The organism is Spirulina subsalsa CS-330 (genome assembly GCF_028330765.1).
Taxonomy (GTDB): Bacteria; Cyanobacteriota; Cyanobacteriia; order Cyanobacteriales; family Spirulinaceae; genus Spirulina; species Spirulina subsalsa_A.
This window is the reverse complement of record NZ_JAQMTY010000170.1, coordinates 1-12066: the sequence shown is the minus strand read 5'-3', so window position 1 is coordinate 12066 and position 12066 is coordinate 1. Positions and strand designations below refer to the sequence as shown.

Genomic DNA, 12066 nt, shown 5'->3' with positions numbered 1-12066 from the left:
GTAAGTTTAATTCTTTTGCAATTGCAGAGTGAAATTCGGGATTTTAATTAAATGCGATCGCCTCTCCTGCACCTTGCCAACCGGCAAAACTAAGTGGGAAACCTTGCACATTCTCATAGCCCAATAGGTGCAGCGTCATTACCCCCATGGCCGATCGATAACCAGAAGAACAGTACAAAACTACAGAGCAATCTCGTGGAATTAGATCTTGCTTATCAGCCAAGGTTCGGAGCGGAATATTGATAGCATCAGGTATATGTCCAGACTTATACTCAGAGACTTCTCGCACATCCACCAACACGGTTTGAGGGTTCTTTAATCGGTTTTTTAACTCTTCCACACTAGCGATCGTGTAATAGCCTGGTGGAATTGATGTGAGAAAGCGATCGATTCCTGATTCCAGATTCACGGTTTTTTCAGACATTGCTTGCATTTTTTCTTGCAAGATTGGTTTGGTTTCTATGAGGGTTGCTGCGAGAATCGGGTTTTGCTCAATGCCAAGCAAGAGGCAAAACAAGAGAATGAGTCCTAGTAATATGGTCTGAATTGGTTTTTTGAATATCATATAATTTCGCAATGGTAAGGGAGCAAGTCAATTAATTATGGCGTTGAATATGTAGCCAATACTGATAATGCCAACGGTCATCAACCCGATAAATATAGCTAACAGTTTTGGTTGCAGGACTTTTTTGAGAATCACCATTTCAGGAAGAGATAGTGCTGTTACCGCCATTGTAAAAGCTAAAACTGTACCTATTGGCATTCCCTTATTTACTAAGGCTTCAGTAATTGGCATGACCCCTGCAATATTAGCATAGAGTGGAACACCAAAATGATTGCGATCGGTACTGCAAAAGGATTATTTGCCCCTGCCTATTGGGTGATAAAATCTGTCGGCACATAGCCATGAATTCCCGCACCGATCGCAATGCCAATCACCACATAGAGCCAAACCGATCGCACAATTTCGCTAGATTGAAACTGTCCTTGCTCAAACCGTTGTTTCCAACTTAACACCACGGGTTCTAGGGTATTTTCCCCGTCTAGAGTTGTGGCTTGGCGAGATTTTTGCAGTTGCCAAACAAAAAGTTCTACCCATTTTTCCAATTTCATCAGTCCGATGATATATCCAGAGGCGATCGCTAAACCCACACCAAAGCCAATGTAGATCAGCATCACCTTTAAGCCAAACAATCCCCAGAGCAGGATGACAGCAACCTCATTGACCATGGGTGCTGCCATCAGATAGGAAAAGGTCACACCTAAAGGAACACCGGCTTCCAAAAAGCCGATAAACAAAGGAACCGCAGAACAAGAACAAAATGGTGTAACAATTTTTATCTTGCTTTAGCTGATAACTTTTCCTTATCACCCCATATCTCGAAGACCCATTACAGCCGTTATTTTTTCTAGAACCCCTCGTCCAAGGTAAGAGCCATTACCCTTATGCTTCAGAAATGTCTTTGAGAAGTGTCTCGTATTGATCGGCGGTGGTGTGAAGCCAGTCTGTGAGATGTTCCCATTGGCTCTGGTCGCGGGATTGGCATTTCAATGTGCTAACGAAGTATTGTTCGGGCGTGTGATCACCTCAAACACCGGCGCAATGGGTGAGTCTGCAATCCGCACGGCTCTGACCTCCACGGCAAAGAAAGCAAAGGACAGATCCGCGCCTATCCTAAGAGATAGAAGCTGTCTGGCAATGCTAAGGAGTCATGAGTCATGCTACCCCCAGCACTCGGTCAAGTTGTACAGGTGAGATCCCGTCGTTATTTGGTGGAAAGTATTGCGCCCTCTGAGGAACCTGAAGGAGATACAACAATCACACTGGCTTGTTTAGATGATGATGCTCAAGGACAAGCGCTAACAGTATTCTGGGAACGTGAATTAGCTGACATCTTCAAAAGACTGTGCCGTCACTTTCGATTAGTAGAGGCGGGCGGCCATCGATGCGCAATTCGGCGGCAATTTTGCGCCCGGCGGCCCAAGTGCCGCCTTGCAAGATTTTGACGAGGGGGAGTTCTTGGGCGGATTGGTTCAACTGGGTGCGAATGCCGGCCGCGATCCGATCTAGGCAGGCGAGGGTGAGCGATCGCCATTCCACAATCAATTCTGAATCGGGGCGATGGGTGTGAGCGGCTTGGCCTGGATCTTTTAAACTCAGCAAGCCCAAATCTAGACAGAGACCGCCATTCCGGTATTCTGCTAACCCGGTTAATTGATCTAAATTCGTCACCCTCACCCCCAAATGGGCCAATGGCTCAATTAATGAATAGGTCAACCATTGGGACAATTTATGAAATGGCACATACCCCACTTGGGAATGTGACCACACATCCCCTAAATTCACCCCATCCAAGACCAAGCGCCCCGGCCAAATGCGACCGAAGTAGGTGATGATCGCGGCAAAAATTTTCGGGGCGGGGAGGGTTTGGGTTCCGACGGGGACGAGATAATCCACGAGATTGCCGAGGCGGGGGGTTTCGCTGCCGAATACATCCGGGGTGGTGGCGACGATGTGGCCGAGGGTGCGCAGGAGTTGCGATCGCCCCTGTATCCCCACTAAACCATTATTCTCTGTGACTTGAAAATGGGGGGCGAGATGCTCCGGGGTGATCGCCTGTAAGCCCACGGCATCGGCTTGATAGGGATGCTCTGGATCGCTACTGAAGCCGCCTGCGATGAACATCCGAAAACTGGCGATCGCTAATCCTTCGGAGCGTTGCCAGGTTTGGCCGGTTTCGGCTTCGCGATACTGCCAACTCGGCCCTGCACCGGCATCGAGCAGGACACTGGCGATCGCTAATTCATAGAGCGTTTTGACGCGATCGCGGGGGGAGAGATGAGGGATCAGGGTCTGAAGTTGGGCGAGGCGATCGCACCCTCCCACCTCAAAATGCCGCCACCGACTATGAAACGGTACATCCAAATCCGGATAGTTACTGCGGAGATTCGCCAAAACATAGGTGATGACGGTAGCGATCGCCTCAGGATGGTAACGAAAATGCTTCAGTTGATCCTGTTGCGCCAGTTGAAACATCTGCTCTGCTTGGGCGCGAATGGCCGCAGGGGTTTGTAGGTAGGCGATTAAATTCGGCATAGGTGTGACAAGTGGCTGCACGGCAAGAATGTTTCAGACTCAAAGACCCTTGATTGCACAATATAACGAGTCTAAATCATGATTATCGCGCCTCTCCCAATCAAAGCGGATTGATTAGCCCACGATGAGGGGCGACTGCATCGGCATACCGGGTTTATGGTGGAATGAATGCCATTTTTGGCAGGTTAAAGAGAATTCGTCATTTCACGCAATTGAGTTCAGCATGGTTTCAGGATTGATTGTGGTTTGTGGGCCTACGGCCAGCGGCAAATCGAGTTTAGCGTTACGCCTCGCGCAACGGTTGCAGACGGTGATTATCAGTGCAGACTCGCGGCAGGTGTACCGCGAGTTTACGATTGGCACGGCCAAGCCGACGGCGAGGGAATTGGCCCAAGTGCCCCATTATCTCATTGATGTCTGCGAACCAACGGACGTTTTGACCCTGGCAGAGTATCAACACCAAGCCCAGACCGTAATTAATACCGCAGCAACGCCGCCGCTCCTGGTGGGGGGGACGGGACTGTATATCAAGGCAATTACGAAGGGTCTCAAAATTCCCCGTGTGCCGCCCCATCCAGAGCTGCGATCGCAATTCCAATCCTTCGATCAACCCTATCGTTACAGCCTTTTACAACACCTTGACTCCGATGCCGCCCAGAAAATTCACCCCAACGATGCCACCCGCACAATCCGCGCCCTCGAAGTGTTTTATGTGACCGGGTTGCCAATCTCGCAACAACAGGGGGAAAATCCGCCCACCTATCCGATCGTACAGATTGGTTTAGATTGCGATCGCCTCGATCACCGTATCCAAACCCGCACCACAGCCATGATCGAGCAAGGACTCGTGGCAGAAGTCGAAACCCTCTGTCAACGCTATGGCGAAGAGTTACCCCTCTTAAACACCCTAGGCTATGCCGAAGTCTGTGCCCTGTTGCGAGGAGAGTTCGCCCCGACGGAATTAGGAGATCGCATCAGTCTCCATACCCGCCAATTTGCCAAACGTCAGCGAACATGGTTCCGGGCCTATCCTGAAATCCACTGGTTTGATGCCGACCACCCCGATCTTTTTGAGCAGGTTTGGCAATGGTTGACTGAGCAAAATCAAAGGATTGATCAACGTAAGTGATGGATGTGATCTATATCACGTGAGCTACGGTCAGTGACCGATAACATTAGAGCTAATAAAATTCTCTCGCTAAAGTATTAGCAGAAAACGTTGCTGAATTCAGGTTACAGTGTTTATCCTGATACTAAGCAAGACTTTAAAGTTAGTGCAGTGACCTTGTTTCCTGCGATATTTACGTAGACACTACCATTATTGAGTTTTATGTATCAGCCCAAAATCATCCTCGGAATTGTCGGAACAGCGATCGCATCCCTCAGCGCCGCCCTACCCGCTCACGCCTACTCGATCTATTTCGGACAAGACGCAAACCCTAACCCCACGGACTTTGCCAATACGTTCGACGATATCGTTAACTCCAAAGCCGCAGAAGCCGCATTCCTCAGCCACATCACCAACAAAGGGACGGAAGATTTTGAAGGCTTCGCGGCCTTCTCCGGTGCTCCCTTAGATATTTTCTTTGATGATGTTGCCACGGCAACCCTGAGCGGGGGAGGTGTCGCGTCCGAAGTGAAAACGGTTGATAAAAGCCTATTGGATGATCCCGGCACGCCCGCCAGCGTCAAAGCCGATATCCTCCGCGAAATTGAGAAGGGGCGAAACGCATCTTCCGGGACGCAATATTGGCTGACCAATGGTGCGCAAGACTTCCAGGTTAACTTTGATACCGAAGTGGCGGCCTTTGGGTTCTACGGCTATGACTTGGGTGATTATGATGCCACAACCTATCTGGATTTGTACCGGGGCGGCGAACTGATCAGTTCTCTCCTGATTCCCAATGGTGAGACGGCTGGGATTAACGGGTCAGCCTTTTACTTTGGGTTTGTGGGTAACGGCAATCAAACCTTTGACCAAGTGAACTTCCGGATGAATGGGGTGACTGGGGATGAATTTGCCTTTGATGATATGACCGTGGGCAGTCAGCCTGTTCCCGAACCGGCGAGTCTGTTGGGCTTGTTGGGGGTAACGGCGGCAGCAACCACCCTCCTGAAGCGTCGGGATGCGTCGAAATCTGAGCATTAACGCTCAATCCGATTCCCGCCTTTGCCTGTCCCCCCGTGCGATCGCACGGGGGTTTTCGTTTCATCCATATCTTCAGCATCCCCAATCTCGCTTAAAATACAGACAAGAAAATTCACTATCCTTCATCTATTGTGACTATGCAGGCGCAAGCCCCCGCCCCGACTGTGCCGTCTTCCCTGATCCCCCGTGATGTGATCAATGCACCGGGGGGACTGAATCTTGATGTGTGGCTTTGTCTGAGTGCGATCGCCCTCCTGATCGGCGCTCACTGTGGGTTTTGGCTCTGGGGTTGGTGGCATTGGGCCTGCTTCACCTGTAGCCTGGTGGCGATTCATCTCTCCGGATCGGTCATTCATGATGCCTGCCACAACGGAGCACACTCAAATCGCATCGTGAACGCCACCCTCGGCCACATCAGCGCCCTGATTATCGGTTTCGCGTTTCCCGTCTTCACACGGGTTCACCTCCAACACCACGCCCATGTGAATGATCCGAAAAACGACCCGGATCATTTCGTCTCCACCGCTGGCCCGCTCTGGCTGATCGCGCCGCGCTTTTTTTATCACGAAATTTTCTTTTTTCAGCGGCGACTGTGGCGCAAGTATGAGTTACTGGAATGGTTCCTCAGTCGGGCATTTTTATTGGGAATTACCTGGGCATCGTTGCAATACGGGTTTTTTTCCTACATCGTCACCTATTGGTTTTTGCCCGCCGGGATTGTCGGGATGGCGTTGGGTTTATTTTTTGATTACTTACCCCATCGCCCCTTTGTGGAACGGAATCGCTGGTTAAATGCGCGGGTCTATGCCAATCCGCTGCTGAATCTGCTGATTTTGGGGCAAAATTATCACCTCGTCCATCACCTCTGGCCGTCGATTCCCTGGTACAAATATCAGCACGCCTACAGCCTCGTAAAACCGACCCTCGAAGCCAAGGGCAGCCCGTTACGGTTGGGCATTTTTGAAAGCCAGTGGGATTTTTGGACGTTTCTCTATGATGTGTTGATTGGGATTCGCTTACCCCAGGCGTGGCAACGGGCTTGGGTGAAATGGTGGACAGCACGGCGATCGCCTTCCACGCCGTGACGATTATCGGGTCTGGGGTTGGGGTGGCTCACCGTTGAGGACGGCGCGATAGAGGTCTTCGAGATAGGCGATTTGGGTGATGTGGTTAAAATTCTGCTCCATGTGCGATCGCCCCCCTCGACTGATCCGCTCCCACAGTTCATCTGATTGCAAGAGCGCTAAACAATGGTGCGCGAGGCCGTCCACGTCCCGTTCTGGCGTGAGGAATCCCGTTTCACCATGAATCACCGCCTCCGGAATCCCCGCATGGATTGTGCTCACCACGGGTAAACCCATGGCCTGAGCTTCAACAATCACCGTGGGTAATCCTTCGGAATCACCATTAGCGGCGGTGACACTGGGGGCGGCAAAAATGCGAGCGCGGTTCATCCAGGTTTTCACCATTTCCGGCGGCTGCATCCCTAGGAATTGATAGCGTTTAAGGCTCGTCTTGGCTTGGGCTTCGAGGTCAGCGCGGAGGGGGCCATCGCCGATGAAAATCAGTTCCACATCCGGCGCTTGGGCTTGGACGGCGGCGATCGCTTGGATCAACACATCACACCCCTTCTTTTCCGCCAATCGTCCCACAAACAACACCACCCGCTCCCGTGCCACGGCGGGATCAGCCTGGAACCGCTGCACATCCACGCCGCCGTAATGGGTAATCGTGCGATCGGGGGGGAAGCCTTGATTTAACAGCCGTTGGCGGATAAAGTCCGATACGGGTAAAAAGAGGGCCGCCCGCGCTTGGAGGGCAGCGAGGCGACGGTGATAGATCCAATGGTTGAGGGATTGGTAGCGGGCTTGCTTCGGGTCGATGGTGGCATCTGCGCCGCGATAATGGACGAGGAGCGGGATATTAAGGCGTTCGGCCCAGGGGAGAATCAACGCGCCACTGAGGCCGAATTGAGCGTTAATCAACACCGGGTTAAGGCGTTGCAATTGGCGATAAAAATCAGGCGCGATCGCCCTCAGCTTAAATAACTGTTCAATCACCTTGCCGCCGGGCTGGCCGTGGTTGATCACGAGGGTGCGATCGTTCGGCAACTCCAACCCCGCCACCCGCCGCGACCCCACATAATAAGCCGTAAAATCTTGAATCTGCTCCGTCAAATCCCGCACAAAGGTTTGAGACGGCGGCAACAGCAGACTATTAAAAATCAAAACCGTCGGATGAGTCATAGAGCGGTTTCCATAAACACAAGGTACAAAGATCCCCCTCAATCCCCCTTAAAAAGGGGGAGGTGGCGTTCTCATCTTTTTGCAATTCGCCATAACAAAGTGAACAGATTGCCAAAAATAGAAACATAAACCACAAAAAACGGGGGTTTGAACACCAAACCCCCTCAATCATACGGTTTTCAATCTGGATCAAAAACCCTTTATTTACCCATGCCCAACTGTTGCGCCTTTTGGTAAACCTTCCCTTCCGTCAACAGAGAAGGCGCGATCACCACTTCCACCTGTTGCATTTCTTTGATGTTCTTCGCTCCCAATGTGCCCATGCTGGTTTGCAACGCCCCTAGGAGGTTGTGGGTTCCGTCGTCGAGCTTAGCCGGGCCGCGCATGATTTCTTGAATCGTCCCCGTTGTCCCCACATTAATCCGCGTCCCACGGGGCAGCACCGGGCTCGGCGTTGCCATCCCCCAGTGATACCCCCGGCCGGGAGCTTCCGCCGATCGCGCAATGGGCGAACCAATCATCACCGCATCCGCACCACAGGCGATACATTTACAAATATCCCCCCCGGTGACAATCCCACCATCGGCGATAATCGGGATATATTTCCCGGTTTGGGCGTGAAATTCATCGCGGGCAGCGGCACAGTCTGCCACCGCCGTCGCTTGGGGAACGCCCACACCGAGCACACCGCGAGAGGTACAGGCCGCACCGGGGCCAATCCCCACCAACACCGCCGCCGCTCCCGCCTGCATCAGTTGCAGCGCCACATCGTAGGTGACACAGTTCCCCAAGGCCACGGGCATCGGCATTTCAGCACAGAATTTCGCCAAGTCGAGGGGTTGAATGTTTTCGGGGGAGAGGTGGGAGGTGGATACGACGGTGGCTTGAATGAGGCACAGATCCGCACCGGCTTCGGCCACCACTGCCCCAAATTTAGATGCACCGGCTGGGGTCAGACTAACGGCCGCTTTACCCCCTTGGGCTTTAATCTCCTGGATGCGCTGCCGAATCAGATCCGGTTGAATCGGTTCGGCGTAGAGTTTCTGCATTAACCCGACGAATTCGTCTTTCCCCACTGAGGCGATCTGATCGAGGATCGGGTTGGGGTCAGCGTAGCGGGTTTGAATGCCTTCGAGGTTGAGCACGCCAAGCGCACCGAGTTCGGAGAGGAGCGCGGCCATCTTGACATCCACAACGCCATCCATGGCACTGGCTAGGATGGGGATTTCTAAATCAATACCACCAATACTGAAGCGGGTATCGGCTAAGGCGGGGTCTAGGGTACATTGACCGGGGGCTAGGGCGATTTCATCGAACCCGTATGCACGCCGTGCGGTTTTCCCTCGTCCAATTTGAATGCTCACTACTGTTTTTCCCTTCCCAAAGCGTTTAGGATAGGCTATCAGATTTGGGGGTTCTTCAGCTAGGCGATCGCGCCTTTCGCAGGCCAACAGACAGCAATGATAGTCGTACTACTCCATGACCTCACCCCTAAGGCAATCTGTTTTGCTGCATGGTGTTAGCGTCGCGCCACCGTGTTACTGAGCCATCTTTATAAATTTTGAAGATAAAGGGAGCAGCTTCTTGCTGAACGATTTCTTCACATTTTCCGATCACGTTGGCAAAGACTTGGGCGGTCTCAGCAGAGCTAATATTGCCCGATACGAGTGTAAAAAGACGGGCGTTTGAGTTGGCTACGGCTCCCAGTTCAATGATGCGCTTGCCAATGTTTTTATCCTTGGTCAAGATGATCCAGCCGCGTTGACTAACGACGGGAAGCCAATCTACATCTTGGGCATTGACAGGAAAGTGGTCTTGGAGTCGTTCAACGGCATATCCTAAGCTGCGGAGCGTAGTTGCGACACTCTTGGGGAGTGCGTGGTCAAGAAAGTAGGTGTAGGGGGGTTGCGGGTGGATCATGCCGCTTGACGCGAAGACTCAAACCGGATGGCGGCGCTGACTTGAGTGGGGGTGCAGTCGTAATCTTCGGCTAGGTCTTCGATGGAGTCACCTGCGTTGTAGAACTCAGCGAGGACATCGGTGGGGACTCCAGTGGCGGTGATGATGGGCTTACCAAAAGAGTAGCGGGGGTCAATGCTGATGATTTTGTCGGCGGGGTCGATGGGGCTGATGAAAGGATAGAGTCGGACGGCAATATTGTCTTCCCACTCAATGCGCTTGAGCAGGTCTTGGATGACTTCACGGATGGCGAGTTGTCCGGCCCGCGACACGTTAATCAGGAGATCAGCGCGTTCCATGAAGAGGTCTACGCCGTCGGTTTTGAATTGGTTGTGAATGAGGGGGTGGGGTGTGTCGAATTTTTGGCTGAGGTAGTCGATCGCACCCCGCACTTTGGAGAGTGGTATGCCGTGGGTTTCTCGAATAACGCGCAAGACATGACCTTCAAGGAGGTTATTGAAACTGAGCAGGGGGGTTTTGGGGTTGGGCCGTTGGATGAGGGGCGGGCTTTGACGTTTGCCGTTTTTGGTGGTGTAGGTACGTCCGTTGAGCCATGTGCTGAGAGTGACGGTGGGCACACGAATATAGCGGGCTGCGTCGGCAACCATATAGGTAGGTGTGTCGTTAAGGTTCGTGAACCACGGTGTTTCGGGCATTTCGGGTGAGCGATACGCTTACATGACAGACTATCAATCGTGTGAAATCCTGACTATGACATTGGGAGTTTTCCGCTAGACGATCGCACCCTCAACACAGTGTTCTTCGAGATATTGATACCAATCGGCGAGGCCGAGGCCGGTTTTGGCGGAGACCGTGAAAAGTTTGGCCGTGGGATTGACGGCTTGGATGTTGGCGATCGCTGCCTCCTGATCAAACCCCACCGCCTCGGCAATATCAAGCTTGGTCAACAGCACCACATCGGCGGATTTGAAGAGGGTGGGGTATTTCAGGGGTTTATCTTCGCCTTCGGTGGTGGAGAGCAGCACGACGCGCAGGGTTTCCCCCAGGTCATAGGCCGCCGGACAGACCAGATTGCCCACATTTTCCACGATCAGCAGTTGGATCGCGTCGAGGTCGAGGTGTTGAGCCGCCGTCAGCACCATGTCCGCTTCCAGGTGGCAGAGGGTTCCGGTGGTGATTTGGACACTGGGAATCCCGGCGGCGCGGAACCGTTGGGCATCGTTGTCGGTTTCCAAATCTCCCACAACTACGCCGCAGCGCAGGCCGCCTTGGCTCGCGGTGGCTTGGAGGAGGGTGGTTTTGCCGGAACCGGGGGAGGAAATCACGTTCAATACCAGCAGATTTTTAGCGAGGAAATAGCCGCGATTGCGTTCGGCGAGGCGATCGTTTTTGGCGAGGACGGATTCAGTGAGGTTAAGGGTGCGGGTGGTGGGGGCGTGGGTGTGGTGATGGTTGTGGGAGTCGTGGGTATGATCGTCGCTGGGGTGATGGTGATGATCGTGATCGGCGGTGAGAATCGTCACGCCGTTTTCGCTATGGCAGCCGCAGGTTCCGCACATGGTTAAGACCCCTCCAGTAATTTAAGGTTGCTCGTCTTTAGCCTAGAGGCGATCGCCCCCTCTCACCCAATTACTCACAATCTTTTTAGAGAATCACCACCCGGAACGTTAAGGTACGACATCTAGTGAGAATTTTCCCCCTCTAGACTCAAGATTGACAGAGATAGTACAGCCATTGCTCGGTGTGGGTGGCGAGGTCTTGGGGGGTGAAGATTTCGCGGCCCGTTTGCCAGGCGAAGACGCGGACGGTGTTAAACCAAGGTTGCAACTGTTGAAGCTGATGTTGGGGGCGGATGTAGTAGTGAGCAAGGCGAAAATTGTGGGATTCGTCGCGGACGATCGCAGTCTCCATGGTTTTAAGCCGCGCTGCGGTGATGCCCCGATTCTTCAGACGGAGACAGAGCCACATCACCAGGTTAACGTAGGTCGTGAGGGGATTCCAGCTTATGTGTTGAACGGCGTTAAAGGCGAGTTCGAGGCCTTGGAGATTGTGGCTTGAGAAATACAAATAGCCCCCTGGTCGTAAAACGCGGTGAATTTCCTGGAGAATTTGGAGGCGATCGCGATGTCCCACATAGTCCAACCCATTAAAGCTAAACAGGACAAAATCAAAACTGCGATCGCAAAACTGCCCCAAATCCCGCCCATCCATCTGCTCAAACCGATAGCTTGGGAACCGTTGCCGACACCCCTGAATCATCACCTCTGAATAATCAATCCCCACATAGTCCGCCACCACAGGCGCAAAATATTGCGTCGTGCGCCCACCCCCAACGCCAATATCCAATAGTCTCGCCCTCGCCAGATCCTCTCGTAACTCGTCTAGAATTACCGATTCGGCCCCTTGGATCTGGTGAATCTGTTGATAATACCGAGCGATCGCAGGGTCGCAATAGGTTTCATAATTGGAATCAGCCATAGTTTCCTGCTGATCAGAAATCCCTGGGTTGCCTGTATTATCTTAAATGTGCAAAGAAGACTCCCACTATAAAGCGAGTCCGAGTAGAGTTACCGAAGGTAACGGCGGACGTGCCTTTTAGTGGCGAGATGAATTTGCACCAACAAACAAATCGAGCGACAGCGAGTCCTTTAATT

11 protein-coding genes and 1 pseudogene are annotated in these 12066 nt (G+C 52.5%); 3 read left to right on the top strand and 9 right to left on the bottom strand.

All coding sequences use genetic code 11. From position 1 onward, the window contains the following. Positions 1 to 43: 43 nt before the first annotated feature. The 3 genes and pseudogenes from PN477_RS11655 to PN477_RS11640 form a co-directional block, all read right to left on the bottom strand. Complete coding sequence (locus PN477_RS11655) at positions 44 to 565, bottom strand: rhodanese-like domain-containing protein (RefSeq protein WP_272118903.1); 522 nt, start codon at positions 563 to 565, stop codon at positions 44 to 46. 27 nt (positions 566 to 592) lie between these two features. Further along, positions 593 to 1341: pseudogene (locus PN477_RS20880) on the bottom strand (permease); the annotation flags it as partial. Between the two features lie 556 nt (positions 1342 to 1897). Beyond that, complete coding sequence (locus PN477_RS11640; protein ID WP_272118901.1) at positions 1898 to 3097, bottom strand: URC4/urg3 family protein; 1200 nt, start codon at positions 3095 to 3097, stop codon at positions 1898 to 1900. 223 nt (positions 3098 to 3320) lie between these two features. On the opposite strand from PN477_RS11640, the gene miaA reads away from it, so the two are divergent. The 3 genes from miaA (at position 3321) to crtR (ending at position 6331) form a co-directional block, all read left to right on the top strand. Further along, positions 3321 to 4226, top strand: a complete 906-nt coding sequence (miaA, locus tag PN477_RS11635; protein WP_272118899.1) for a tRNA (adenosine(37)-N6)-dimethylallyltransferase MiaA — start codon at positions 3321 to 3323, stop codon at positions 4224 to 4226. Positions 4227 to 4427: 201 nt separating this feature from the next. Continuing rightward, the gene (locus PN477_RS11630; RefSeq protein ID WP_272118897.1) at positions 4428 to 5246 is read left to right on the top strand and encodes a PEP-CTERM sorting domain-containing protein; all 819 of its coding nucleotides are present in this window, start codon (positions 4428 to 4430) and stop codon (positions 5244 to 5246) included. Between the two features lie 137 nt (positions 5247 to 5383). Further along, a complete protein-coding gene (crtR, locus tag PN477_RS11625) occupies positions 5384 to 6331 on the top strand; it encodes a beta-carotene hydroxylase (RefSeq protein ID WP_272118895.1) in 948 nt (315 codons plus the stop codon). Positions 6332 to 6334: 3 nt separating this feature from the next. On the opposite strand, the gene PN477_RS11620 is transcribed toward crtR, so the two are convergent. From PN477_RS11620 to PN477_RS11595, 6 genes are all read right to left on the bottom strand, one after another. Continuing rightward, complete coding sequence (locus tag PN477_RS11620) at positions 6335 to 7492, bottom strand: glycosyltransferase (protein ID WP_272118893.1); 1158 nt, start codon at positions 7490 to 7492, stop codon at positions 6335 to 6337. A 200-nt stretch (positions 7493 to 7692) separates the two neighbouring features. Next, positions 7693 to 8856, bottom strand: coding sequence for a GuaB3 family IMP dehydrogenase-related protein (locus PN477_RS11615; RefSeq protein ID WP_272118891.1), 1164 nt, complete (start codon positions 8854 to 8856; stop codon positions 7693 to 7695). Between the two features lie 127 nt (positions 8857 to 8983). Continuing rightward, positions 8984 to 9412, bottom strand: a complete 429-nt coding sequence (locus PN477_RS11610) for a DUF5615 family PIN-like protein (protein ID WP_272118889.1) — start codon at positions 9410 to 9412, stop codon at positions 8984 to 8986. Further along, positions 9409 to 10059, bottom strand: coding sequence for a DUF433 domain-containing protein (locus tag PN477_RS11605; protein WP_272147298.1), 651 nt, complete (start codon positions 10057 to 10059; stop codon positions 9409 to 9411). The genes PN477_RS11610 and PN477_RS11605 overlap by 4 nt, the downstream gene beginning before the upstream one ends. 123 nt (positions 10060 to 10182) lie before the next feature. Beyond that, the gene (hypB, locus tag PN477_RS11600) at positions 10183 to 10971 is read right to left on the bottom strand and encodes a hydrogenase nickel incorporation protein HypB (RefSeq protein ID WP_272118885.1); all 789 of its coding nucleotides are present in this window, start codon (positions 10969 to 10971) and stop codon (positions 10183 to 10185) included. A 148-nt stretch (positions 10972 to 11119) separates the two neighbouring features. Next, positions 11120 to 11890 carry a class I SAM-dependent methyltransferase gene (locus tag PN477_RS11595; protein WP_272118884.1) on the bottom strand — a complete coding sequence of 257 codons (771 nt, stop codon included), beginning with the start codon at positions 11888 to 11890 and terminating at the stop codon, positions 11120 to 11122. Between the last annotated feature and the right edge of the window lie 176 nt (positions 11891 to 12066).

What these genes read in the sequence shown, in the direction of transcription:
- PN477_RS11595 (WP_272118884.1), bottom strand. Translation starts at nt 11,890, where the DNA reads ATGGCTGATTCCAATTATGAAACCTATTGCGACCCTGCGATCGCTCGG.
- PN477_RS11655 (WP_272118903.1), bottom strand. Translation starts at nt 565, where the DNA reads ATGATATTCAAAAAACCAATTCAGACCATATTACTAGGACTCATTCTC.
- PN477_RS11620 (WP_272118893.1), bottom strand. Translation starts at nt 7,492, where the DNA reads ATGACTCATCCGACGGTTTTGATTTTTAATAGTCTGCTGTTGCCGCCG.
- crtR (WP_272118895.1), top strand. Translation starts at nt 5,384, where the DNA reads ATGCAGGCGCAAGCCCCCGCCCCGACTGTGCCGTCTTCCCTGATCCCC.
- PN477_RS11640 (WP_272118901.1), bottom strand. Translation starts at nt 3,097, where the DNA reads ATGCCGAATTTAATCGCCTACCTACAAACCCCTGCGGCCATTCGCGCC.
- PN477_RS11610 (WP_272118889.1), bottom strand. Translation starts at nt 9,412, where the DNA reads ATGATCCACCCGCAACCCCCCTACACCTACTTTCTTGACCACGCACTC.
- hypB (WP_272118885.1), bottom strand. Translation starts at nt 10,971, where the DNA reads ATGTGCGGAACCTGCGGCTGCCATAGCGAAAACGGCGTGACGATTCTC.
- PN477_RS11630 (WP_272118897.1), top strand. Translation starts at nt 4,428, where the DNA reads ATGTATCAGCCCAAAATCATCCTCGGAATTGTCGGAACAGCGATCGCA.
- PN477_RS11605 (WP_272147298.1), bottom strand. Translation starts at nt 10,059, where the DNA reads ATGGTTGCCGACGCAGCCCGCTATATTCGTGTGCCCACCGTCACTCTC.
- miaA (WP_272118899.1), top strand. Translation starts at nt 3,321, where the DNA reads ATGGTTTCAGGATTGATTGTGGTTTGTGGGCCTACGGCCAGCGGCAAA.